Origin of the sequence: uncultured Corynebacterium sp. (assembly GCF_946998835.1) — a bacterium.
Classification (GTDB): Bacteria; Actinomycetota; Actinomycetes; order Mycobacteriales; family Mycobacteriaceae; genus Corynebacterium.
This window is the reverse complement of the sequence record NZ_CAMQAZ010000021.1, coordinates 13258-38278: the sequence shown is the minus strand read 5'-3', so window position 1 is coordinate 38278 and position 25021 is coordinate 13258. Positions and strand designations below refer to the sequence as shown.

Below are 25021 nucleotides of genomic sequence, written 5' to 3'. Positions count from 1 at the left end.
CAGGAAACTGCTAACGTGTCCACTCCTGAATCGCGTATTCAACGGCGCTCATCCGCGCCTGCCGGATTTTTTGCCACAGCGGGATTAGCTGCGCATCAAACGCGGCGCTGCCATGCCCGGACTCGCTGCCCTGCGCCACCGCCAGAATCGACGACACGCGGTCGGCTCTAGCAAGCACACCTAGCGCACGTCGCGGCACATCATCTGGCACAAACGCCATATCCAGGTGGTCATCGAGCATGCCGACCATCAGTCGCGGATCCACTTTCGGGGCACCGCTGCTTGACGACGTCAACGGGGAACGCGGCATCGTCGCAATAGTGGCAGCCGCACCCCGCGCTGCGTCCGCCAGCTGCAGATCCGCCTCCCCGGGAGAGAGGTAGGCCGGCTCGGGGAGGTGACCTTCCAGCGTGTACCAGTGCCACTGTGGTAACCCTGGCACCGGTGATGTCACCGGTGTGAGCACGTGGTTCCAGCCCGGCTCCGCGTCTGCAATCACAATGGCTGAGCCCGCTGCTCGAGCTGCCTCAGCCGCATCGGTTCCCGCTGGTAGTGCAGGTGCATCCCCGGGTCCGGAGAGGATGAGACGGACGAGGGGACGATGGTCACTGGTCCAATCACCCGATTCGGTGACCGCTCGAAGCAGGCGGAGCATGTCGCTTCGATCGAGGTCGGCATCCACATCGATGACGTGGGGGACCGTGGCGTCGGCAAGCACAAACGTCCCTGGTACCGACGTGGGTCCGCCGAGCGAATCGAGCGCGTCGAGGAGATGATCGTAGTTTTCCAACCCCGACAGCCACGCGCCGAGCCAAAGGGCGATGTGCTGAGTCGGACTCCAGACCTGGTCAAGAACACTGCGCTGCATAGTGCAGCTCATCCTAATGCAGTGCGTCGCCGGTACCGTAACCCATGCTGTTAATCTCAGTAGCCATGAGCTTTCAAGACCCGTACCGCAATCAGGACGTGTTCGCTGGTGCACGTGGCCACCACCGTCGGATTCCGCAACCAGCACGCGAGGTGACGGCAGAAAATGGTGTTGTCGTCGAGGCGTCCTATGACGGATTCGTCGGTGCGATTATCGGGTTGGAGAAAACTTTCGACGGCTGGTGTGTCCGGCTGGAGGACCGCCACGGCAAGTCGCGGCTGTTTCCCATGCATGAACGCGGTTTCCTCATTGACGGCAAGCCAGTGACTTTGGTGCGTCCGAAGGCGCAGCCGAAGAAGCCCTCGCAGGATCTGTCGGCATCGGGTTCGCGCAAGGTCCACAACGTCAAGGCCAAGGTCGCTCTACCCAGCCGCATTTGGGTTGAGGGCATCCATGACGCGGCAATTGTAGAGAAGGTGTGGGGGCACGACCTGCGCGTCGAGGGGGTGATCGTGGAATACCTGGAGGGCCTGGACAACCTTCCAGAGCGTTTGGCTGAATTCGGGCCGGGGCCAAAGCGACGCGTTGGAGTCCTGGCTGATCACTTGGTGGAAGGCAGTAAAGAAAGCCGCATGACGCAGCAGCTAGGCCCACATGTGATGGTCACGGGCCACCCGTTTATCGACGTCTGGCAGGCGGTCAAACCCGCGTCGGTAGGCATCGAAGCATGGCCGGAGGTGCCTTACGGCGAGGACTGGAAGACGGGAATCTGTCGACGATTGGGTTGGGGAGAAGATCCCACCGAGGGCTGGCGACGTGTGTATGCGGGGGTGCACACTTACCGCGATCTGGAATCAGATTTGATTGGTGCAGTTGAACGCCTGGTCGATTTTGTCACTGAGCCGCATATGCAGTACTAGCCACAGAAAATGACGCGACTTGACCAACATTTGTTCAGCAAAGTAGGTAGGGTGAGGGCGTGATTCCTCTCCTTTGGCTCGGAGCAAGCCTCCTACTGGTTCTCGGTGAACTAGCGGTCGGAGATTTGGCACTGTTAATGCTTGGAGGTGGTGCGCTGGCAGCGGCCGGCGCAAGCCAGCTTGGAGCGCCGCTTTGGCTATCAGTGGTTATCTTCGCCGTTGTTTCCGCCGCACTCGTACTGACTGTGCGTCCAGTCTTGCGCAAAAAGATGGCAAAACCGGACAAGTCGGCAGAACTGGAGTCGCGCCCGGAACTGCTGGCGGGTCGTCATGCTGAGGTTATCGAGCCAGTCTCCGCGTCCGCAGGCCTCATTAAGGTCAACGGAGAGTTGTGGAGTGCGCGCAGTCTGCTGTCTACGCAGACCTTTGATACGAAGGATAGAGTCACGATTGTAGAGATTTCGGGCAATACCGCAGTGGTGGACAAGCTACTCTAAGCAGTTCTGGGCAGTTGATACCAGGAGCTCGAAAAACTCTTCATTACTGACCGTCAACAAACTGACCACACAGTTTCTAGCTACGAGGGAATCCAATGGAAGGCTTTATCATCCTCGTCGTTTTCATTCTCGTGGTTGTTACCCTGGTTCTCAAAGCGATTGTCCTGGTTCCGCAGGGCGAAGCGGCAATCGTGGAGCGACTGGGACGATACACGCAGACACTGAACAGCGGCCTGAACTTCATCATCCCAATCATTGATCGTGTGCGCGAAAAGGTCGATACCCGTGAGCGTATGGTCACCTTCCCGCCACAGGCAGTGATTACGGAAGACAACCTGACCGTTGCTATCGATACCGTCGTGACTTTCCAGGTCAACGAGCCAGATCGGGCAATCTACGGTATCGACGACTACATCTTTGGCGTCGAGCAGATCACCACCGCTACGCTTCGCGACGTGGTAGGTGGCCTGACCCTGGAAGAGACACTGACTTCACGCGACTACATCAACCGCCGCCTGCGCGGTGAGCTGGATGAGGCTACTGCAAAATGGGGCCTTCGCATTGCCCGCGTGGAGCTGAAGGCTATTGAGCCGCCACCGTCGATTCAACAGTCGATGGAAAAGCAAATGAAGGCCGACCGCGAGAAGCGCGCCATGATTCTGACTGCCGAAGGTACCCGCGAAGCTGATATTAAGACCGCTGAGGGCCGTAAGCAGGCACAGATTCTGGCTGCTGAAGGCAATAAGCACGCAGCCATCCTGGCTGCTGAAGCCGAGCGACAGGCTACTATTCTGCGTGCCGAAGGTACTCGTGCCGCCACATACCTGGAGGCACAGGGTAATGCCCGTGCCATCCAGAAGGTCAACGCAGCTGTCAAGGCTTCACAGTTGACACCTGAGATTCTTGCCTGGCAGTACCTGGAGAAGCTGCCGGAGCTGGCGAACAAGGACGGCAATACCGTCTGGATGATTCCATCGCAGTTCGGCGACAGCCTCGAGAGCTTCGCGAAGGCTTTCGGCAAGAAGGATGCAGACGGTGTCTTCCGTTACGAACCTCCGGCCGTTAGCCGTGAGACCAAGGAAGAGGCCGAACAGGGTCGCGATGAAAACTGGTTCGATATGTCGACCAACCCAGAGCTGGCTCGCGCTGTTGCCGCAGCAAATGAGGTAGCTAACCGCCCGGTCGACGATCCGGTAACTGCGGCAGGCAGCTCCACTCCGGAGCGAAAGAGGAGTCGCCGCGCTGAACCACATCAGCCCGCACAGACCCCACAGCCGGGAGGCCAGCCCGGCCCCGCGGCAGTTGAGCCTGCAGCGCCGAGCGCCCCGGCTGCACAGCCGCTTCCGTCCGACAACCGTGGCCAGTCCGCCGCGCCTGGCGCCGCCAATGGCAATGTTGGCGGTAGCGCAGACTCGTCCGACCGTCCAGGCTTCTCAGACTGGACACGCGAACCCTACGGCCCAGGAAATGGGCAGTAAGCTTCTATAGCTCATCAGCCCGCTCGAGCAGGTGGACGGCCAGATTCCATCCGGCCAGCTCCGCCTGCCAGCCAGCTGCCGCGAGGCGCTGATTGACGGCCTGCTTAGAGACACCCAGTTCTTCCGCTGCTTCTACCTGTGTATACCCAGCACGAACCAAACCAGTAGCCTCGCGCCCTTCGGGGGACCTACGGGAGATTACGTGATGCAGCAAAGTGAATGCTGCGCCAATATCCTCCGAGTAGTCCTTACCAATCGGATTGTTAGTTCGAATCCTCGTTTTCACCGTGCCGACTCGGCCACCCTTGCCTATAACTGAGCTCGATGCCAGATGGGCTTGCTCAACATCATCTTTAGGGCAAATTCCAATACCAATTGCCCAGTCACCGGCGGCTAATAGCGCCAGCACGAGGGTGGTTACTCCCACTGCATTTTCGGGAACTGCACGAAGCTCTTCAATTCCTGCGACCTCAACAGTGCCGACATCGGCCAGGCTGGAAAGTGCCTGCGCAGAGACCTGAACGTGCTCCGCCCTGCGGGTAGATCGACCGCGATACCTGGCAAAAACTGAGTACATACGCACTAGTCTAGCCCCAACCCTTGACAGTAGTGGGTTAGGACACGGAAGCTCCCTCCGTCAGACCACCGCGGGTTCAGTGCGAGCGCGCTAATCGCTGACCACAAGTTTTCACTGCAACGTTTAACGCTTCTTAACGCTTCGACGAAGCAGCCACGACAGGGAACTTAGCGTCCGCGATAAGTCCCAGCACACCGAGCAGAAGCAAAATCCCCGTTGCCACCGCAAAGCGTACGTCGAATCCGACCAATAACGCGTCGCCAAGCAGAACAACCGCGAGCGTATTCGGCGCCGAACCTACAGCGGTGGCGATGATGTACGGCACAACGCGTATCGACGACAGTCCACAGGCGTAGTTGAGAAATGAAAACGGCACGCCAGCAATCATGCGCAGGCTGAGAACAGTCAGCCAGCCACGTTGTTCCAACCGACGGTCAAGGCTAAGGAGACGGCGGTTGGTCAGATGAGCACGAAACCAATCACGCCCCAGAAAACGCACAATGCACAGTGATAACAGGGCAGACACCGTTGTTGCGGTAATAGCCAGGAGGAAACCGAGCACTGGCCCAAAGAGAATTCCGGAAGCCAAGGTGAATACGGTGCGGGGGATGGGGAACTGCGTCAGTGCAACGTATGCGAGAAAGTAGAGGATGGGGAACCAATCACCAGCGTCGATAGACCACTGGCGGATGGTAGCGACGGTGGGCACATCTACGAACAGTGTGACGACGACCCCTACGCCTACGGCTATCGCCAGCAGGACTTTTTTGACTGTAGGGGTAATTCGCACATCGGATACGTTCACCCATTTGAGGTTACCGGGGATTACAGGAAGACGTATGACCAGCGAATTGGATGCTGAGCAGGGTTGGTGGGACAGCGGCTAAGGGCGTTTGCCCTTTATTTCACTAGGATGGGAAACAAGGTCACTATGCCTTGACTCGAGCACTTGACGTGCCCGTCCGCATGAAGATTCAGTGCACGGTCACTCGGGGTAGGTCTTAGCGTCTGACTAGTGGCTCTTATTGACTATTGGAGGAAGTCAACGCCTGTTGATCACTTTCTGCCGTCGGAGAATTCGGAAAAATAGTCGCAGCCGAATTCACCTTGGTAGTTGGTCGATGGGGACGTTGCTTAGAACATGTAAGGGAGAAGGTCTGTCGTGACTGACCGAACGACCCCCGAATCACCTTCCACGCTGCCACCGAACTTCGAGGAATTGCAGAATTCCTGGTATCAGGGCGTGGCAAAGGTATTCGCGCGGGTGCACAAGCAAGACGTTGCAGATGTCCCGCTCGATATTTGGAAACGACTGATTAAGACCACCTACGACGGTGTCGATGTCCGGCCGCTCTACACCCGCGCGGATGAACACGCGGAAAGCCCCGCTCCGGGCCAGTTCCCGTTCGTCCGTGGTGCAAAGGTCACTGCCGACAACACCAACGGCTGGGGTGTTCGCGAGACCTTCGGTCGCCAGTACCCGGGTGAAGATGCCCTTGACCCGAAGGCCGTCAACGAGACTCTGCTGACTGCCCTGGAAAACGGCACTACCGACATTCGCCTGGACTTCACGGGCTCCCTGGAAGCCGCTGACGTGCCGGCTCTGCTCAACAACGTCTACGTCGACCTTGCTCCGATTGCGGTACACGCAGGTAAGAAGATCCCGCAGGTTGCAGAAGCACTGGCGTCCTACATTGAGCAGGCGAACCCGGCAAACCCGGACAACGTCGCAGTCGAACTTTCCGCAGCCCCGCTGACCGCCGCGTTTGCTGGCATTGACGATGTCTCTCTCGACGAGGCTGTCGAGCTGGCAGTCAAGGCAGCTAAGCAGCCTGGCGACGTTCGCGCTCTGCTTGTCGACGGCGTTGTGTTCTCCAACCTGGGCGCAAACAACATCCAGGAGATTGGCTACAGCCTCGCTGTAGGCGTTGCCTACTTGCGCGCGCTGACCAAAGCGGGCTTGAGCGCTGAAGAGGCACTTGGCCAAATCACCTTCCGTTTTGCAGCCACCGACGACCAGTTCGACACCATTGCGAAGTTCCGCGCCGCCCGCGTTCTGTGGGCCCGCGTCGCCGAGGTCATCGGTGCCCCTGAAGCTGGCCGTGCCCCGATGCATGCGGTAACCGCACCAGTTATGTTCAGCCAGCGTGACCCGTGGGTCAACATGCTGCGCGTAACTGTCGCTTCCTTCGCTGCCGGTGTCGGTGGCGCCTCCTCGGTTGAGGTCCTGCCGTTTGACTATGCAGTTGTCGGCGGTATGCCGGACGTCTCCAAGACTTTCAAGGCCCGCATCGCTCGCAACACCAACCTGTTGCTGCTGGAAGAGTCTCACCTTGGTTATGTCGCCGATCCAGCAGGTGGCTCCTACTTCGTAGAGGACCTGACTGAGGAAATGGCTGACAAGGCGTGGGAAATCTTCACTGGCACTGAGGCTGCTGGTGGCTTCACCTCCGGTGAGGCCGATGTCCGTGCCGCCCTGGACGCTACCTGGGAGAAGCGCCGCGCCGACATCGCACACCGCCGCACCAAGGTCACCGCTATTAACGAGTTCCCGAACCTGGCTGAAGCTCCGCTGGCTCCTGAGGCTCGCCCGGAGGGCGACCCAATTCGCCGTTGGGCTAGCGACTTTGAGGCGCTGCGCAACCGCTCCGATGATTTCCTGGCTGCAAATGGCAACCGCCCGCTAGTCGGCATGCTGCCACTGGGCCCGCTGGCCAAGCACAACATCCGCACCGGTTTCACCTCCAACTTGCTGGCTTCCGGCGGTATCGCCGTCGCCAACCCCGGTCAGGTTGTACCGGGTGAGGCTGGTTTCGAAGAGGCTGTGAAGGCCTCTGACATCGTCGTGCTGTGCGCAGCAGACAGCGAGTACGAGGCTTCCGGCGAAGAGGCTGTCAAGGCCGCCCGCGCCGCCGGCGCCAAGGAGGTCCTGGTGGCTGGCTCCGAGAAGAGCTTCGCCAATGCCGCTGAGGATGCCCGCCCCGACGGATACCTGAACATGACCATTGATGCTGTCGCGGAGCTGTCCCGACTGCTGAACGAACTGGGAGCGTGAAGGAAGTAATGACCACCATCCCAAATTTCGCTGACATCTCCCGCAACACCGACGACGCAGCCGCTGCCACCAACAAGGCAGCTGCCGCGGAAGCTGGTGAAGTGTGGACCATTCCAGAGGGCATCGATGTCAAGCGCGTCTATAATCGCGCTGACCGCGACGCCGCTGCTGCCGAGGGCCACCCGGTAGATTCTTTCCCGGGTATCGCCCCGTTCATGCGCGGTCCGTACCCGACCATGTACACCAACCAGCCGTGGACCATTCGCCAGTACGCTGGTTTCTCCACTGCAGCGGAGTCCAACGCTTTCTACCGCCGCAACCTCGCAGCTGGTCAGAAGGGTCTGTCGGTCGCTTTCGACCTGGCTACCCACCGTGGCTACGACTCGGACAACCCGCGCGTGTCTGGCGACGTCGGTATGGCCGGTGTGGCAATTGACTCGATTTACGACATGCGTGAGCTCTTCCAGGGCATCGACCTGGGCGGCGTCTCGGTGTCTATGACCATGAACGGCGCTGTGCTGCCGATTCTGGCTTTCTACATTGTCACCGCTGAAGAGCAGGGCGTTTCGACTGAGCAGCTGCGCGGTACGATCCAGAACGACATCCTCAAGGAGTTCATGGTTCGTAACACGTACATCTACCCGCCGAAGCCTTCGATGCGAATCATCTCCTCGATTTTCGAGTACACCTCGGCAAAAATGCCGAAGTTCAACTCGATTTCGATTTCCGGCTACCACATTCAGGAAGCTGGCGCGACGGCCGACCTGGAGCTCGCTTACACGCTTGCCGACGGCATCGAGTACTTACGGGCCGGTATCGACGCTGGTCTGGAAGTTGATAAGTTCGCTCCGCGCCTGTCCTTCTTCTGGGGCATCTCGATGAACACCTTCACCGAGATTGCTAAGCTGCGTGCAGGCCGTATTCTCTGGTCTGAGCTGGTTGGCAAGTTCGGCCCGAAGAACCCGAAGTCGCAGTCACTGCGTACACACTCGCAGACCTCCGGTTGGTCGCTGACTGCCCAGGATGTCTACAACAATGTCGCCCGTACTGCAGTTGAGGCTATGGCCGCAACGCAGGGCCACACTCAGTCGCTGCACACTAACGCACTGGACGAGGCCCTGGCACTGCCGACTGACTTCTCGGCTCGTATTGCTCGTAATACTCAGCTGCTGCTTCAGCAGGAGTCCAACACCACCCGTCCGGTGGACCCGTGGGCTGGTTCCTACTACATCGAGTGGCTGACCAACGAGCTGGTCAAGCGTGCACGCCAGCACATCGACGAGGTCGAAGAGGCCGGCGGTATGGCACAGGCCACTATCGAGGGCATTCCGAAGCTGCGCATTGAAGAGGCCGCTGCTCGTACCCAGGCTCGTATTGACTCGGGTCGCCAGGCCCTCATCGGCGTGAACAAGTACCAGGTCGAAGAGGATGAGGCCATCGAGGTTCTCAAGGTTGAGAACTCCCGCGTGCGCCAGGAGCAGATTGATAAGCTAGCTCGCCTGCGCGCCGAGCGCGACGAGGAAGAAGTTCAGAAGGCTCTGGCTGCTCTGACCGACGCTTGCCGTAACCCGGGTGAACCGGGGGACCTGGACAAGAACCTCCTGAAGCTCGCTGTCGACTGCGCTCGCGCCATGGCCTCCATCGGTGAAATCTCCGACGCCATGGAAGAGGTCTTTGGCCGTCACCAGGCCGAGATTCGTACTCTCTCCGGCGTCTACAAGGACGAAGTTGGCAAGGAGGGAGCCGTGTCTAACGTCTCCAAGGCCATCGCTATGGCCGACAAGTTCGAAGAGCAGGAAGGTCGCCGTCCGCGTATCTACCTGGCCAAGATGGGTCAGGATGGTCACGACCGCGGCCAGAAGGTCATCGCTTCCGCCTACGCCGACCTCGGCATGGACGTTGACGTGGGACCGCTGTTTCAGACCCCGGAGGAGGCCGCTAAGTCGGCAGTCGACTCCGATGTCCACGTCGTGGGCGTGTCCTCACTGGCAGCAGGCCACCTGACGCTGGTTCCTGCCCTGCGCGAGGAGCTGGCAAAGCTGGGCCGCGAGGACATCATGATTGTCGTCGGTGGCGTTATCCCACCGGGCGACTTCCAGGAACTCTACGATGCCGGCGCCGCGGCTATCTACCCGCCGGGCACCGTCATCGCCGATTCGGCAATCGACATGATGACCAAGCTCTCTGCCGAGCTGGGTCTCGACATTGCCGTTGACGAAGAGTCCTAGATAACTACCGCAGTCGCGCTGGGCTGAGCGTTCAGCTCAGCGCGTTGTCGGAATTGAGAAGTAGCGATGAACGAGTATCTTGAAGAAAACCTGGGCACCCTCGTCACTACCGCAGGCACGGTCGTTGAGGGCAAGACAGCTGTAGCCCCCGAAGTTGTCCGTCGTGCGCGACGACGCATCGATGTCGATGACCTCTTTGAGGGTGTGCGGGCTGGAAACCGCACTAAGTTAGCTCGGGCAATCACTCTGTTGGAGTCGACTGCTCCGGCTCATAAGGTTCTGGCTCAGGAACTACTGGTGAAGTTGCTGCCATTTTCCGGAAAGGCGATGCGTGTCGGGCTTACCGGTGTCCCCGGCGTCGGCAAGTCAACCACGATTGAAACCCTCGGTCTGAAGCTGATTGAGGAAGGGCACCGCGTTGCGGTGCTGGCCATCGACCCGTCGTCGACGAAGTCCGGTGGCTCAATCCTGGGCGATAAGACTCGTATGTCCCGGCTCTCGGCTGCGGATGAGGCCTTCATTCGCCCATCGCCGTCAGCGGGCACACTCGGTGGCGTGGCCAAGGCAACGCGCGAGGCCATGGTGGTGTTGGAAGCCGCGGGCTACGACATTGTCATCGTCGAAACTGTTGGCGTCGGCCAGTCCGAGGTCGCAGTAGCACAGATGGTGGACACGTTCGCGTTTCTGGCACTCGCCGGCGCTGGTGATCAGCTCCAGGGCATCAAGAAGGGTGTGCTGGAGATGGCCGACGTGATTTCTATCAACAAGGCCGATGGTAAAAACTTGCGTCCGGCCAAGCGTGCTGCGCGTGACCTGATGACGGCCATGAAGATGGTTCGCTCGTCAGATCAAGTTTGGACTCCGCCGGTGCTGACCATGTCGGCACTGGAAAATGAGGGCATCGACAAGTTCTGGCAAGCCATTGAAGACCATGTCGAGGCTATGCACGAGAATCATCTCTTCGATGAAAATCGCGCTAACCAGCAGATCAAGTGGATGTGGTCCATGGTGCATGAAACGCTCCTGCAGCGGCTCAACACCAATGAAGCTGTACAGACAGAGAGCACGTTGGTGGAAAAGCAGCTCCGCTCTGGCCAGCTCACTCCGACGCTCGCCGCACAGCGCATTATGGAGGCATTCGACAAGGGAGTGGCAGCTCTGAACTAGCAGCGCCAAAGACAAATAACCCCCGCGATTACCTACCGGAAGTTATCTGGTTGGGTCGCGGGGGTTTTCGTCGTCAAGCGAGCGGAAGCGTATATGCGCCTTACTGACCGCGGTGATGAGGCGGATTGCTGTAGAGCGTGTGCTCGGCGAAGTGGAGGGCGTTGACCACGAGGTTGGTGAGATGCTCGTCGGGCTGAGAGTAGAAGCTGGATGTGCCCTCTTTGCGGGTCTGCACCATATTGGCCATGCGCAACTTCGCCAGGTGCTGAGAAATCGCCGGGATGGGGCGGTCGAGAGCACTGGCGATGGCGGTGACGGTCATCTCGCCGTCACGAAGGAGGGACAGGATGGAGAGACGAGTCCTGTCGGCCATCAATTTCAGTACGCCAGTGGCAACGTCGAGCTCGGTGCTCGTAGGAGCCTTCTCAGTCATTTGGAGGGGTAGTCCTTTCGGAGTCGACATACCAAACACAGACTATGTTCACTAAGGTGAACCTTACTATGCATTGATACCAGTATTCAATTTCAGATGTCGCAACACGCTGGCACGAAGAGGGGAAGTGTGCACCTAAAGGGCAGCCACCGAAGATGCTGAAAAATCCTTCAGTAATATCATCTGCATGGATTGGTTGATAAGCACCTTCCCGTGGCTGGTGGAGGACTTAACGTGGTGGCAAGTACTGTTTTTCGCACTCGACTACACGATTAAGTTCATCGCAATCGGTTGGGTGCCGGAAAACCGAAGCCCCTCGGCATCGACAGCGTGGTTGCTGCTGATTCTGCTGATTCCATTCATCGGCCTACCACTGTTCCTCTTCCTCGGCTCGCAGCAGATTACGGGCCGTAGGCATGAGGTTCAAGCACTGGCGCAGGAGCTCATTGCGGAACGTACCGCCCATCTTCCCGACGTACCAGACGATGCCGAGATAGAAGATGACGTTGTCAACGTATTCAAGCTCTCACGTCAGCTCACCGGGATGCCTGCGATCGCCAGCTCGGAAAAGGGACTCTTCACCGAATTCGCAGCATCCATCGACCGCATGATTGAGACCATCGATGCAGCCAAGAAATCTATTCACGTGCAGTCCTACATCTTTGCCCTCGATGACAGCACGGAGCCTTTCATCCAGGCTCTCGAACGCGCACAAAAAAGGGGACTAGAGGTCAAGGTTCTCGTTGACCCGATTGGCTCATGGAAGTACCCCGGCTACTACAAGCTGAAAAAGCGCCTGGCCCAGTCGCGCATTCCCTGGCACCCAATGCTGCCAGTGAGCTTGCTGAAACTCACCTGGCGCCGCCTGGATCTACGCAATCACCGGAAGCTCGTGGTCATCGACGGCGACATCGTATTCATGGGCTCGCAGAATTTGATTGAGCCCGAGTATCAGAAGAAAAAGAACCATAAAATCGGCCGCCGCTGGGTAGACACGTGGATTGAGCTAGAGGGCGATATCGCACTGGCCTTCGACGCGATTTTCGCAGTCGACTGGACTAGCGAGCTATACAAGACCCCAGATGCCACCAGGGATTATTCGCTTCATGAAACCGAAGTTGACGACAACTACAACGTCGTCCAGGTGCTACCATCGGGGCCGGGCTTTAGCACGGAGCCGAACCTGCGCGTCTTCAACAACATGATCTACCAGGCTCACGAGCGGATTATCGCCGTCAGCCCATACTTCGTCCCCGACGAATCCATGCTCATGGCTCTGACCTCCGCAGCTTACGGAGGCATCGACGTCCAGCTCTACGTCAACGAAGAATCCGACCAGTTCATGGTCGGTCACGCGCAGCAGTCCTACTATCAGGCGCTGCTGACCGCGGGCGTGAAAATCTACCGATACCCGGCACCTGCGGTCCTGCACTCAAAGTTCATGGTTATCGACGACCGCATGGCCATGTTCGGCTCCTCCAACCTGGACATGCGCTCATTCGGCCTCAACTACGAGATAACGCTTCTTTCCGCCGCAGGTTCCATCGTGGACAAACTAATCACGCTTGCCGACGAGTACCGCGACAAATCCCTCCTGCTCACTCAGGAGGAATGGAATGACCGGCCCATCCACCAGCGTTACCTGGACTCTGTATTCCGCCTGACCTCTGCGCTGCAGTAGGGCAGAAGTCGGGTAGGGCAGGATAATACAAAAAATCCCGAGGCCTGCATTAGCTGCAGTTTCTCGGGATATATCTTGTGTCCGGAGGGGGACTTGAACCCCCACGCCCGTTAATAGGGCACTAGCACCTCAAGCTAGCGCGTCTGCCATTCCGCCACCCGGACCGGGTAGGAAGCACTTCCGTGCTGACCTGTGATACTGTATCCCGACTTCATAATGAAACACAAATTGGCTGGTCAAATAGGAATTATGAAGGGGATACCAAACAGAATCCGAAGTGTAATTACACCATCGTTGTTAACCTTCAAATGCATTGAGTTTGTGCCGCACAACAGACAATGTAAACAGACAATGTAATTGAGAAGTCTGCAAAAGCACCTGCAGCGTGCCCATAAAGTAGGCACACTGGTACCTATGACTACACATTCCAACGACACTACGAATGCCCCGGTTTTCCCAGGGCCGGATCCGTACGCACCGCTGAAGGACCTGCCGACTTTCGAGCTGTCCTCGCCAGATATCAAGGACGGCGAGAAGATTGCAGACGAATTCCGCGCTCCATCGAATGTTTCTCCGCAGCTGGATTGGGCAAACCTGCCGGAAGGTACCAAGTCCATCGCCGTAACCTGCTTCGATCCGGACGCTCCAACTGCTTCGGGCTTCTGGCACTGGGCTGTATTCAACATCCCAGCAACTGAAAAGGGCCTGCCGCAGGGAGCTGGCTCCGAGGACGGCTCCACGCTGCCTGAAGGAGCTATTCAGCTTGTAGGCGACTCTGGCATGCGTGGCCATTACGGAGCTAACCCTCCGGCGCAGCACGCTCCTCACCGTTACATGTACGCTGTGCACGCGGTCGACGTCGAAAAGCTTGATGTTCCGGAAGATGCCACGCCGACCGTGCTGGGCTTCAACCTGTACTTCCACTCAATTGCGCGTGCAATTATCACGCCGTGGTGGGAGAACGTCGGCGAGTAGGCCGGCGCGTAGGTCAAAGCGGTAGCGCTTGCTAAAGCAACTCCCTAGTCCGAAATCCAGACGCACGATGTCCAGACCTGCAACTTGACGCTGACACGCAAACGGTAAAACCCCCGGATTCTACGCTTTAACAGCGGCAGAATCCGGGGTCACGTGTTTACCCAGCTATAGGGCGCGCGTCAATACGGTTACGAAACCTAAGCGCACTCAGCCACTAACCGCGCCACGGCAGACCACAGCCAACGGCCTCCGAAATGGAGTAGAAGCCCTGGGCACGAATCTGTCGGGCCAGTCCCTGGTGAATGTCGCGAATCCAGTCTGGGCCGCCGTAAATCAACGGCGTGTAGCCCTGCAGCAGGGAAGCACCGTTGGCAATGCGCTCCCACGCCTGTTCAGCGGTCTCGATACCGCCGACACTGATGAGCACTAGCTTGTCTCCGACGCGCTCATGCAGCAGCTTCAGCACCTCCAGCGACCGGGCTGCCACAGGAGCGCCGGAGACTCCACCGGCACCCATCTCGGCGACCTCATCTGTGGGAGTGCGCAGGCCTTCACGGGAAATAGTGGTGTTGGTAGCCACAATGCCTGCCAACCCCAATTCAACAGCCAAGTCAGCAACTGCGATGACATCTTCGTCAGAGAGATCCGGCGCAATCTTGACCAGCACCGGCGAGTCGGTCTCCTCGGTCACCGCTGCCAGAATCGGACGCAGCGACTCCACCGCCTGAAGGTCGCGCAGCCCCGGCGTGTTCGGCGAAGACACATTGACAACAACATAGTCCGCCAAGCCTCCGAGCTGGCTGGCAGACTCACGATAGTCATCGACAGCCTTGTCCAGCGGAGTCACCTTGGTCTTACCGATGTTGATACCGATGACATCGTCACTACGACGCGCCCGCAAGTTCTCCGCGACCACAGCCGCACCGGGGTTGTTGAAACCCATACGGTTCAAAATGGCGCGGTCTTCCTTCAGACGGAACAGGCGCGGACGATCATTACCCGGCTGAGGCTTGGCAGTCACGGTTCCCAGCTCGGCATAGCCAAAACCAATCGGCCCCCAGCAGTCCGGGGCAATAGCGGCCTTGTCGAAGCCCGCGGCAAGCCCCAGCGGACGCGGAAAGTCCACGCCGAATACCGTTTGACGCAGCACCGCATCGTCAACGACGAGCAATTTGCTCAAAGCACGCTGGAGACTCTCCGATTTCTGCAGACCCTTCAGGGTCTTTGAAATGGCCTCGTGAATCTGCTCCGGCGGAACCTGGAACATCGCCTTTAGCGCGAGTTGGTAGGACTTGGCGCGAAGTTTCGAAGGCATCTACTTAGTCTCTCCCTCGGAGTTGTCTGCTCCCTTTGTGTCACCTGCACCTGTCGGTAGCTTATCGGCTGGTTCCCGAACCGACATCTCCTCGCGGATCTTTGCTGCATCCTGCTTGAAATCCGCAATTGCCTTGTCGACGTCCGCAGCGTCGAAAATCTGGGCACCGTCACCGGTCGCCGAGAAGACACCAATCTGTCCATCCTCGGTGACAACGATTGACTGCGGATTCGCAACCGTGTTGATGTCCGCGACCTTGACCGGAGTACCGGAGCTGATGTCGTAGCCTGTCAGCTTATTTACCTTCGTCGAAGTAACCCAGACAATTCCGCGGGATTCATCGACCGCAACCGCCCACGGAGCCTCCGGAGTCGGGGCCGCCTGGTGCAGGCGGATGATGTCACTGGCCGTGTAAATCAGCAGCTGGTTGCCCTTGGTGTCAGCGGCTGCGATGACATCGTCACCGGAGGCCACCTTGCCCACACCGATGCCCGCACGCAGGGCAGAGCCAGCGCGGGATTCATCAATCTTAAGTTCATGCACCGAGGTCTCTGGACGGTTGACCTCTAAGAGTTTTACGTCCGCGTCACTACCCGCATCCGGAACCTCAACGAGTTGCGAGCCATTGTTGGCCGCCTTGAAGTCACTGGCCAGCTCACCATCAGCGCCGAACACATCAATAACGTTGCTGTCCGCGTGCGCACCGATAATCCGACCACTTTCCAGCCCAACCGCGGCGGAGTAGTTGGTGCCGCGTCCGACGACGGCCGCTTCCGTAGCTTGGCCGGTAATAACGTGAATGCCATCTTCACATGGCAGTAGAGCGGTGGGACCGCCCGGCGCGAGCTCGCCACACTTCGCGTCCAGTTTCATCGAACGCTCGATGGGGTTATTCACCGGACCAGCGAAGACCTTGTCCCCGGCCTTCAGGACAACTCGCTCACCGACCAGCACGGCATCAGTGATGTTCTCATCAATCTTCTTGGCCTTCCCGATAGCCATATCGGGAGCAGCGGGTGAAGCGGCCGGCACTGGCGTGGCGTTGCCCATTCCGGCATCGATGTCTCCTTCCACATCGGAGGAGCATCCTGCCAGGACCACTGCGCTAGCGGAAAGCCCCGCTAGAAGGGAGGTTATGACACGTCGACGACTGTTTTCACTCACGCTATAGAAACTACCACCCCGGCCGGATTACTTTGCGGACGCCTCCAGCCATGGGAAGTTCCCACATCGGGTGCCCTGACGAGGGTGGGGTTACTGATTACAGGGTGACGTCGTCAAGCGCGTTGCAAATCTGTGGTGGCAGCGTGAGTTGTTCAGCGGTGAGGTTTTCGCGCAGCTGGGCGCGGTCGCGCGCGCCGACGAGAATCGAGGTGACGCCTGGTCGATCGCGGGCCCAGGAGATTGCGGCGACGGCAGCGCTGACGCCGAGCCCCTTGGCTGCGGTGGTCAGTGCACCTGCGACCGTGACGCCGCGGGTGTCTAGGTAATCCTGCACCTCCGCATCGGCGTGTTCGGAGGCGGCGCGGGAGTCTTCGGGGATGATGTGCTGGTATTTGGCGGTCAGCACACCTTGGGCGAGTGGGGCGCCGCCGATGAAGCCGAGCCCCAGGTGTTCGCAGGCAGGAAGCAGCTCAGCTTCAGGACCGCGTTGGAGCAGCGAGTACTCATGCTGCGCGAATACCGGTCCGATGCGGTCGGCTGCGGCATGAGTCACCGCTGCCTGCCAACCGCTGTATCCCCGCACACCGGCGTAGCGGACCTTTCCCGTGCGAACGGCCCACTCTAAAGTGTCGGCAACCTCTTCCGGCGGTGTCAGACCGTCCCAGTAGCCGGGCGACCACAGGTCAATGTGCTCGACACCGAGGTGCCCCAGAGTGTCGTCGAGGTCCTTTTGCAGCGTCTTACGTGAGCAGTCCACGCGCCTGCCGACGGGCCGCTCGGGGTGTATCCCAGATGCGACCGAGAGCACCAACTCGTCGGCAACACCGCGACGCGCGATGACGGCACCCAACATGTCGGCTACGGTATCGCCGCCGTGGAGTGGGGAAGCGTCGACGAGATTGCCACCCGCATCGAGGAAGTCCGTCAGGATGCGTCCGGCTTCATCTTGCCCGGTGCCCGCACCCCAAGTGGCCGTACCCAGCCCCAAGGCGGAGACGCGTAAACCGCTGTTGCCCAGAATTCGTTGTCGCACGAGTTTCACTTTAGGACACCCGCGGACTGTCGCGGGAAAAACTCGAGAGGAGCCACGGTGCGCCACTAAAGCTCGTAGAAGAAGAGCCTCGGCGAAGGCCGCGCTATAGCCACAATGCAAACCGGGCGAGTAGCCTATACACCCGTGACTATCATGACGACACTTAGCGCCTCAGCGGATACCGCTGCCGATACCGCCGGCACCGGCATGACATGGGCGCAGACGATCATCCTGTCCATAGTGCAAGGTCTGACGGAATTTCTTCCGGTGAGCTCCTCCGGGCACCTTCGGATTGTCTCGGAATTGCTGTGGGGCCAGGACGCCGGCGCATCGTTCACCGCTGTGGTGCAGCTTGGCACTGAGTTGGCTGTGTTGGTGTTCTTCGCCAAGGACATCTGGCAGATTCTCACTGGCTGGTTTGCCGGTCTGTTCAATAAGGAAGCTCGCGGTTTCAATTACCGCATGGGTTGGATGGTGATTGTCGGTACGCTGCCGATTGCCATCATCGGTGTGTTGGGCAAGGATCTCATCCGCGATAACCTGCGCAATCTCTGGATCACTGCCGCTGTGTTGGTGCTGTTCTCCTTTGTCTTTATCGCCGCCGAGAAGTTCGGCCGTCGTGAGCGCACTTACGAGGAGCTGACCATGCGAGATGCCATCGTTATGGGTTTCGCGCAGTGCCTTGCGCTCATTCCGGGTGTGTCCCGCTCGGGCGGTACGGTGTCTGCCGGCCTGTTCTTGAATTTGGATCGAGAGGTCGCAACGCGCTTTTCCTTCCTGCTGGCTATCCCTGCCGTTTTCGCCGCTGGAATTTTTTCGCTCCCGGACGCGTTTGACCCTGCAGCGGGGCAGGCCGCTAGTGGTGCGCAGTTGGCCATCGGTACGCTGATTGCCTTCGTCGTCGGTTATGCGTCTATCGCATGGCTGCTGAAGTTTGTGTCGAACCACTCCTTTGCTTGGTTCGCCGCGTACCGCATCCCGGTCGGTTTGATTGTTATGGTGTTGCTCGGCTTCGGCACGATCAACGCTGTTTAGTGAGGTAGTGAGTATTTAATGCATTCGTGGCCCCAACCACAGGTTTCCAATCTCGGCGATGCGCGCTTTGAGGTGTTCAACCGCGCCGGCGTGGCAGGTAAGGCGCACTCGCTTGACGACGGCAGCTCAACATCGGTACCCCTCCGCCTCTACGACACTGCGGATCAGAAGGCCTCCCAGGTGGAAGCGGGGCCGGAGGCAACCATGTACGTGTGTGGCATCACGCCCTATGACGCCACGCATTTGGGGCACGCGGCAACGTATCTCACCTTTGATCTGATTTACCGGCAGCTGTTGGACAATGGACACTCGGTGCACTACGTGCAGAACATCACCGATGTCGATGACCCGTTGTTCGAGCGCGCGGAGCGCGATGGGGTGGACTGGCGTGAGCTGGGCACCTCGCAGATTGATTTGTTCCGCTCGGATATGGAAAACCTGTCGGTGATTCCGCCGCGCGACTACATCGGCGCGATCGAGTCCGTCGATGAGGTCGTGGAAATGGTCCAGACGCTGCTGGAAAATGGCTCGGCCTACCAGCTCACCGATGACGAGTACCCGGATGTGTATTTCCGTAAGGATGCCACCGAGAACTTCGGTTACGAGTCCAATTACTCGGCAGAGCAGATGGCGGAGTTCTTTGCTGAGCGCGGCGGGGACCCAGATCGTCCGGGCAAGAAGAATCCGTTGGACGCGCTGGTGTGGCGTGCCGCTCGCCCCGGAGAGCCGAGCTGGGACACCCCCTTTGGTGCGGGCCGTCCGGGCTGGCACATTGAGTGCTCGGCGATTGCTACCAATCGGCTGGGCAAGAGCTTCGATATTCAGGGCGGGGGCTCGGACCTGGCATTCCCGCACCACGAGTTCTCGGCGGCTCACGCTGAGGCTGCCACTGGTTGTGCGCGCATGGCCAGCCACTACGTCCACACGGGCATGATTGCCCTGGATGGCGTGAAGATGTCCAAGTCGCTGGGCAACTTGGTGTTTGTCTCCAAGCTGGTGGCAGCTGGCGTGGATCCGAGCGCCATTCGCATTGGTGTGTTCGCCAGCCACTACCGCTCCGATCGCGATTGGTCGGACGAGGTGCTGAAGGCTGCCACAACGCGTCTTGAGACCTGGCGCACGGCCTGTGCCGCGACTAAGGAGGCCACCGACGATAACGCTGTGGCAGCTGCCGCGGCGTTGGTCGCCGATATGCGCGCAAGCCTGGCCAACGACCTGGACACGCCGGCAGCCCTGGACGCGATTGATTCCTGGGCTGCGGAGTGGTCGTCAGCTGACGACAAGGCGGAAGGCAGTGCAGCAGAAGTAACCGCGGAAGAACAGGCCCCAGATGCTGGCGCGGAAACTGGCACAGGAACTGGCGTAGCCGGTGCCGGAGAATTCGTTGCGGCCGCGCTGGACGCACTCCTTGGCGTTAAAATTTGACCATGAGCAACTCAGACCTGCCTGCTGTCGAAGTAACGAAAGAGAACATCGATAAGCTAGTTGCCGATTTGCGCATGTTTGCCACCGGCAGCTACCTGCAGCCCGAGGAACGCGAGTTCTGGGAGCCACTTTTTGACGAAGCGGTAGCCGACCAGGTCGGGGAAGCCCTCCGCGAGGCCACCGCTGGCATTGATCAGGCGGCGGCACTGGCCGTCGATAAGCGAGAAGAAGCCGCAACGCAGGCGGTAGAAAACTGCCTGCAGCGGGTATCAGAGATTGAGCATGCGCACGGTGGCTCGATTTTTGATGAAGAGCTCGACGAGATTCTCGCGATTATCAATTCCGCGACGCAGGCTGCCGGCCTGGACTTGCCTGCGGTGAAGGCGGAAAGCTACTTCGGGATGGAATAACCCAGCCCAATTAATTGCTCGGCCATGAAAGTAGACTAAGGTGTCTATTCATGACTGAACGCCACTCTTCCGAGTTCCTCACCGCACTGCACAGCCGTGTTCTCATTGGCGATGGCGCCATGGGTACACAGCTGCAGTCTTTTGACCTCGACGTTGACGAGGATTTCCTCGGCTACGAGGGCTGTAATGAGATTCTCAATGACACTCGTCCCGACATCATCGAGACGATTCACCGGCGTTACTTCGAGGCCGGCGCCGACCTGGTAGAAACCAACACCTTCGGCTGTAACTTCCCGAACCTCGCCGATTACGACATCGAAGACCGCATCCAGGAGCTCGCCCACAAGGGCACGGCAATCGCCCGCAAGGTCGCTGACGAAATGGGGCCGGGACGCGAGGGCATGCGCCGTTTTGTCCTCGGCTCGCTAGGCCCGGGCACGAAGCTGCCGTCGTTGGGGCACGCTCCGTACGCACAGCTTCGCGACGCTTACACGGAGGCCGGACTCGGCATGATTTCCGGTGGCGCGGATGCGTTCCTAATTGAGACCTGTCAGGACCTACTGCAGGTAAAGGCAGCCATCAACGGCGTCAAGGCTGCAATGCGGCAGGCTGACAAGAAGATTCCAATCGTCGTCCATGTGACCGTCGAGACCACGGGCACCATGCTGATGGGCTCGGAGATCGGTGCAGCTCTGGCGGCGCTGCAGCCGCTGGGCATCGACATGATTGGCCTGAACTGTGCAACGGGCCCGGACGAGATGAGCGAACACCTGCGCTACCTGTCCAACTTCGCCTCCATCCCAGTATCCGTGATGCCGAATGCGGGTCTGCCAGTGCTGGGTAAGAACGGTGCGACCTACCCCCTGACTGCCCCAGAGCTGGCCGCGGCACTGCGTGGCTTCGTAGAGGAGTACGGCCTTGCGATGGTGGGCGGCTGCTGTGGTACCACGCCGGAGCATGTTACAGCTGTTCGCGACGCTATTGTCGGCGCCGGTGACTACGCCGAGCAGGGCCCGGCTGTTCAGGCAGCACGCCCATCGACGGCCCCGGATGCGAAGCCGATCGATGAAGTCGCCTCGCTGTACTCGGCGACTCCGCTGACGCAGACGACCGGCATCACCATGATTGGTGAGCGCACCAACGCCAACGGTTCCAAGGCTTTCCGCGAGGCCATGCTGGCCGGTGACTGGGAGAAGTGTCTCAACACCGCCCGCAGCCAGGTCACCGATGGCGCACACATGATTGACCTGTGTGTGGACTACGTCGGCCGCGATGGCCGCGAAGACATGGCAACTCTGGCATCACAGATCGCCACTTCGGTGACTTTGCCGGTCATGCTGGACTCCACGGAGCCAGAAGTGCTGAAGACCGGCCTGGAGCACCTCGGTGGCCGCTGTGCGGTCAACTCGGTGAACTTCGAAGACGGCGACGGCCCAGACTCGCGCTACCAGCGCATTATGCGCCAGGTCGTCGAGCACGGCGCTGCCGTGGTCGCTCTGGCCATTGATGAAGAGGGCCAGGCACGTACGAAGGACAAGAAAGTTGAGATTGCCGAGCGTCTCATTGCCGATATCACCGGCACCTGGGGACTGCGCGAACAGGACATTATTGTCGACTGTCTGACCTTCCCGATTTCCACGGGTCAGGAGGAAACTCGCCGTGATGGCATCGAGACCATCGAAGCCATCCGCGAGCTCAAGCGCCGCCACCCGGATGTGCACACCACGCTCGGCCTGTCCAACATCTCCTTCGGTCTTAACCCGGCAGCCCGCCAAGTACTCAACTCGGTGTTCCTCAACGAGTGCATCGAGGCCGGCCTGGACTCCGCCATTGCTCACAGTTCCAAGATCTTGCCGATGAACAAGATCGATGACAAGCAGCGCGAAGTCGCTCTCGATATGGTCTACGACCGCCGTCGTGAAGCGGACCACCCCGACGGAGCGTACGACCCGCTGCAGGTCTTCATGGAGCTCTTCGAAGGCGTCTCTGCGGCTGACGCGAAGGATGCCCGGGCTGAAAAGCTCGCCGCCATGCCACTGTTCGACCGCCTTGCACAGCGCATCATCGACGGCGAGCGCACCGGCATCGAAGCCGACCTCGACGAAGGAATGAAGGAAAAGGAGCCGCTGGCGATTGTCAACGAGGATTTGCTGCGCGGTATGCAGACCGTCGGTGACCTCTTTGGCTCCGGTCAGATGCAGCTGCCGTTCGTGCTGCAATCGGCCGAGACGATGAAGGCCGCGGTTGGCTACCTCGAGGGCTTCATGGACGCCGAGGACGCTACGGGCTCCAAGGGCTCGATTGTGCTGGCCACGGTGAAGGGCGATGTCCACGACATCGGTAAGAACCTGGTGGAGATTATTCTCTCCAACAACGGCTACACGGTCCATAACCTGGGCATTAAGCAGCCAATCGCCACGATTTTGTCCGCCGCCAAGGAGCTGGACGTCGATGCCATCGGTATGTCAGGCCTGCTTGTGAAGTCCACCGTGGTGATGAAGGACAACCTGCTGGAGATCAACTCCGCCGGCGATGCCGCGCGCTTCCCGGTCCTGCTCGGCGGTGCCGCACTGACGCGCAGCTATGTCGAAGATGACCTCTCCGAGCTCTACCACGGTGATGTCTACTACGGCAGGGACGCCTTCGAGGGACTGCGCATCATGGACGAGCTGATGGCAGCGAAGAAGGGGCTTGGCCCGGATGAGAATTCGCCTGAGGCCATCGCCGCCCGCGAAAAGAAGGAAGCCCGCCGCGCTCGCCGTGAGCGCTCCAAGCGCATCGCCGCCGAGCGCGCAGCGAAGGCTGCCGCCGAGGCTCCCGAGGTGCCGGAGCGTTCCGACGTCGCCGCTGACGTCCCTGTTGCAACACCACCGTTCTGGGGGACCCGCATTGTCAAGGGCCTGCCTCTCGATGACTACCTGACCACCCTCGATGAACGCGCCCTGTTCATGGGGCAGTGGGGCCTGCGCGGCACCCGCGGCGATGAAGGCCCGAGCTACGAAGAACTGGTTGAGTCCGATGGTCGTCCACGCTTCCGCGCATGGCTGCAGCGGCTGCGGGCGGAGAACATTCTCCAGCATGCAGCTGTAGTCTACGGCTACTTCCCGGCAGTTTCCGAGGGAGATACTGTCCACGTGCTGCCGCTACCAGCGGAAGGGGAGCAGCCTGACCCCACGGCGGAGCCTGTGGTCTCGTGGACCTTCCCCCGCCAGCAGCGCGGTCGCTTCCTGTGCATTGCTGACTTCATTCGCTCGCGTGAGGATGCCATCGCCAAGGGGCAGACCGATGTCATGCCGTTCCAGCTGGTGACCATGGGACAGCCCATTGCCGACTTCGCCAACGACATTTACGCCAAGAACGAATACCGCGACTACCTGGAGGTTCACGGTATCGGCGTGCAGCTCACCGAGGCACTGGCCGAGTACTGGCACCAGCGCATTCGCTCCGAGCTCGCGTTCTCCGACGGCACAAGTGTTGGCGCGGAAGACTCCGACGATACCCAGGACTTCTTTGACCTGAAGTACCGCGGTGCTCGTTACTCCTTCGGCTATGGTTCCTGCCCGGATCTAACCTTCCGTCAGGGCATGATTGACCTGCTGCAGCCGGAGCGCATCGGCGTGGAACTCTCCGAGGAGCTCCAGCTGCACCCAGAGCAGTCCACCGATGCGTTCGTGCTCTACCATCCGGAAGCGAAGTACTTTAACGTGTAGCTTCGCGCTATCCCTGCGGTCGCACCAGCAAGGTCTGCATGCTGCGGCCAATGGGGCCGTGGGCATCGTAGAGCTCGCCGGCGGTCATACCGATTCCATCCGGACCAATGGAACCGCGGGCGGTGATTCCTACCCAGCCGCCGTCTTGCCCCGACGCCCCCGACGAATCCGCTGCCGCCGACACGTCGAGCTGGGGGAGTCGGTGCAGGTGAACCACTAGGTCGGTGTTCATGAACGCCCACTGATGCGGGCTCAAGGTGGCCCCGACACCATTGGCGGTATCGGCAACCTGCATGACTCGTTCCACCGCAGTCGGCTCCTCACCGAGCACGATTGGGTGCGGTGCGCGAACCCAGTGAATTTTCGTCCCCGCCGAATCTTCCGACGCGGTAGCGCGGGCTTCAATCGATTCGATGTAGCCGCCACTCCAGTCGTCGGTAAGCGGAATATGCTCGGCGCTGCATTCCTCAGGCCCGGGCACCTGCTTGTCGAACGCACGCTCAATATCCCGCGTATCCGCAGTGGCCATCATCCATGCGGATGCAGAGGCAACTGGCCGCCAGGCCCCCTTGACGTCGGCAAGCAATTCGGCCTCGACCTTGGCGATCTGCCGCCCCGGGCGCGACACCCATGAGCGCGCACGCAGCTCCGTGTACGGCACGGCCGACAGCAAATCCACGGCGATGCGGGTGATGCGCATCCCCTCGCTTTCCAAGCGGCGGCGTTCCAACATGCGCGTTAGCAGCGCCGATGGTGGCGCACCGTGCTGGAATGGCCCCCACGCACCGTAGGTGAAGCTGGTGGGCATGAAGCGTTCGTAGCCGAGTTTGCCGTCGGTGATTGTCCCCAGCGGAATAAAGTACGCCGCGGGATTGTCAATGGCCTGTGCAAGCGAATCTTCGGTGGTTGTCATAGCGAGTCGATGCCTTTCTTTCACGAGTGAGACGTTCATGGAGCACTGCACACAGCACCTCCCGATACTTTTCTCCCTAAAACTCTAACCTTTGCCTCCGCGCTGCTGCTGGAAAAATCGCTAAATACCTCCTCGCC

At 59.7% G+C, this 25021-nt stretch carries 20 protein-coding genes and 1 tRNA gene; 12 read left to right on the top strand and 9 right to left on the bottom strand.

Translation table 11 applies throughout. The annotated features are described in order from the left end of the window. Nucleotides 1–10 precede the first annotated feature (10 nt). The gene (locus Q0U90_RS08280; protein WP_297453458.1) at nt 11–868 is read right to left on the bottom strand and encodes a hypothetical protein; all 858 of its coding nucleotides are present in this window, start codon (nt 866–868) and stop codon (nt 11–13) included. Between the two features lie 65 nt (nt 869–933). On the opposite strand from Q0U90_RS08280, the gene Q0U90_RS08275 reads away from it, so the two are divergent. The 3 genes from Q0U90_RS08275 to Q0U90_RS08265 all read left to right on the top strand — a co-directional run bounded on the left by Q0U90_RS08275 (nt 934) and on the right by Q0U90_RS08265 (nt 3763). After that, complete coding sequence (locus tag Q0U90_RS08275; protein ID WP_297453455.1) at nt 934–1788, top strand: DUF3097 domain-containing protein; 855 nt, start codon at nt 934–936, stop codon at nt 1786–1788. A gap of 59 nt (nt 1789–1847) precedes the next feature. After that, the gene (locus Q0U90_RS08270; protein WP_297453452.1) at nt 1848–2285 is read left to right on the top strand and encodes an NfeD family protein; all 438 of its coding nucleotides are present in this window, start codon (nt 1848–1850) and stop codon (nt 2283–2285) included. 95 nt (nt 2286–2380) lie between these two features. Next, nucleotides 2381–3763 (top strand): SPFH domain-containing protein, encoded by a 1383-nt coding sequence (locus Q0U90_RS08265; protein WP_297453450.1) that lies wholly within the window; start codon nt 2381–2383, stop codon nt 3761–3763. Nucleotides 3764–3767: 4 nt separating this feature from the next. Here the strand turns inward: Q0U90_RS08265 and Q0U90_RS08260 are convergent, their stop codons facing one another. Then, the gene (locus tag Q0U90_RS08260) at nt 3768–4340 is read right to left on the bottom strand and encodes a DNA-binding protein (protein ID WP_297453447.1); all 573 of its coding nucleotides are present in this window, start codon (nt 4338–4340) and stop codon (nt 3768–3770) included. A 133-nt stretch (nt 4341–4473) separates the two neighbouring features. Then, nucleotides 4474–5145 (bottom strand): TVP38/TMEM64 family protein, encoded by a 672-nt coding sequence (locus tag Q0U90_RS08255; RefSeq protein WP_297453444.1) that lies wholly within the window; start codon nt 5143–5145, stop codon nt 4474–4476. A 357-nt stretch (nt 5146–5502) separates the two neighbouring features. Here Q0U90_RS08255 and Q0U90_RS08250 point away from each other — a divergent pair, with 357 nt between their 5' ends. From Q0U90_RS08250 to meaB, 3 genes are all read left to right on the top strand, one after another. Beyond that, nucleotides 5503–7395 (top strand): methylmalonyl-CoA mutase family protein, encoded by a 1893-nt coding sequence (locus tag Q0U90_RS08250; RefSeq protein ID WP_297453441.1) that lies wholly within the window; start codon nt 5503–5505, stop codon nt 7393–7395. Nucleotides 7396–7403: 8 nt separating this feature from the next. Continuing rightward, nucleotides 7404–9623, top strand: a complete 2220-nt coding sequence (gene scpA, locus Q0U90_RS08245; RefSeq protein ID WP_297453438.1) for a methylmalonyl-CoA mutase — start codon at nt 7404–7406, stop codon at nt 9621–9623. Nucleotides 9624–9689: 66 nt separating this feature from the next. Beyond that, nucleotides 9690–10790 carry a methylmalonyl Co-A mutase-associated GTPase MeaB gene (gene meaB, locus Q0U90_RS08240; RefSeq protein WP_297453434.1) on the top strand — a complete coding sequence of 367 codons (1101 nt, stop codon included), beginning with the start codon at nt 9690–9692 and terminating at the stop codon, nt 10788–10790. 100 nt (nt 10791–10890) lie between these two features. On the opposite strand, the gene Q0U90_RS08235 is transcribed toward meaB, so the two are convergent. Next, the gene (locus Q0U90_RS08235; RefSeq protein ID WP_297453431.1) at nt 10891–11223 is read right to left on the bottom strand and encodes a metalloregulator ArsR/SmtB family transcription factor; all 333 of its coding nucleotides are present in this window, start codon (nt 11221–11223) and stop codon (nt 10891–10893) included. Nucleotides 11224–11410: 187 nt separating this feature from the next. Between Q0U90_RS08235 and cls the strand changes: the two genes are divergently transcribed. Beyond that, nucleotides 11411–12904: a cardiolipin synthase gene (gene cls, locus Q0U90_RS08230; protein WP_297453427.1), complete on the top strand. Its 1494-nt coding sequence runs from the start codon at nt 11411–11413 to the stop codon at nt 12902–12904. Nucleotides 12905–12982: 78 nt separating this feature from the next. On the opposite strand, the gene Q0U90_RS08225 is transcribed toward cls, so the two are convergent. Beyond that, nucleotides 12983–13068 (bottom strand) — tRNA-Leu (locus Q0U90_RS08225). A 250-nt stretch (nt 13069–13318) separates the two neighbouring features. Between Q0U90_RS08225 and Q0U90_RS08220 the strand changes: the two genes are divergently transcribed. Further along, entirely contained in the window at nt 13319–13879 is a 561-nt protein-coding gene (locus tag Q0U90_RS08220; RefSeq protein WP_297453424.1) for a YbhB/YbcL family Raf kinase inhibitor-like protein, read from the top strand. 214 nt (nt 13880–14093) lie between these two features. Here Q0U90_RS08220 and Q0U90_RS08215 read toward each other — a convergent pair whose 3' ends face one another. The 3 genes from Q0U90_RS08215 to Q0U90_RS08205 form a co-directional block, all read right to left on the bottom strand. Beyond that, nucleotides 14094–15194 carry a quinone-dependent dihydroorotate dehydrogenase gene (locus tag Q0U90_RS08215; protein ID WP_297453421.1) on the bottom strand — a complete coding sequence of 367 codons (1101 nt, stop codon included), beginning with the start codon at nt 15192–15194 and terminating at the stop codon, nt 14094–14096. Continuing rightward, nucleotides 15195–16358, bottom strand: coding sequence for a hypothetical protein (locus Q0U90_RS08210; RefSeq protein ID WP_297453418.1), 1164 nt, complete (start codon nt 16356–16358; stop codon nt 15195–15197). A 97-nt stretch (nt 16359–16455) separates the two neighbouring features. Then, nucleotides 16456–17391 carry an aldo/keto reductase gene (locus tag Q0U90_RS08205; protein ID WP_297453415.1) on the bottom strand — a complete coding sequence of 312 codons (936 nt, stop codon included), beginning with the start codon at nt 17389–17391 and terminating at the stop codon, nt 16456–16458. 153 nt (nt 17392–17544) lie between these two features. On the opposite strand from Q0U90_RS08205, the gene Q0U90_RS08200 reads away from it, so the two are divergent. Genes Q0U90_RS08200 through metH form a run of 4 tightly spaced genes read left to right on the top strand, consistent with a single transcriptional unit; the run spans nt 17545 to nt 23971 of the window. Next, nucleotides 17545–18426 carry an undecaprenyl-diphosphate phosphatase gene (locus tag Q0U90_RS08200; RefSeq protein ID WP_297453481.1) on the top strand — a complete coding sequence of 294 codons (882 nt, stop codon included), beginning with the start codon at nt 17545–17547 and terminating at the stop codon, nt 18424–18426. A gap of 18 nt (nt 18427–18444) precedes the next feature. Then, the gene (gene mshC / locus Q0U90_RS08195) at nt 18445–19851 is read left to right on the top strand and encodes a cysteine--1-D-myo-inosityl 2-amino-2-deoxy-alpha-D-glucopyranoside ligase (RefSeq protein ID WP_297453412.1); all 1407 of its coding nucleotides are present in this window, start codon (nt 18445–18447) and stop codon (nt 19849–19851) included. Between the two features lie 2 nt (nt 19852–19853). After that, nucleotides 19854–20261 (top strand): hypothetical protein, encoded by a 408-nt coding sequence (locus Q0U90_RS08190; protein WP_297453409.1) that lies wholly within the window; start codon nt 19854–19856, stop codon nt 20259–20261. Between the two features lie 50 nt (nt 20262–20311). Then, entirely contained in the window at nt 20312–23971 is a 3660-nt protein-coding gene (metH, locus tag Q0U90_RS08185) for a methionine synthase (protein WP_297453407.1), read from the top strand. A 7-nt stretch (nt 23972–23978) separates the two neighbouring features. Here metH and Q0U90_RS08180 read toward each other — a convergent pair whose 3' ends face one another. Continuing rightward, a complete protein-coding gene (locus tag Q0U90_RS08180; RefSeq protein ID WP_297453404.1) occupies nt 23979–24884 on the bottom strand; it encodes a thioesterase family protein in 906 nt (301 codons plus the stop codon). Nucleotides 24885–25021 lie beyond the last annotated feature (137 nt).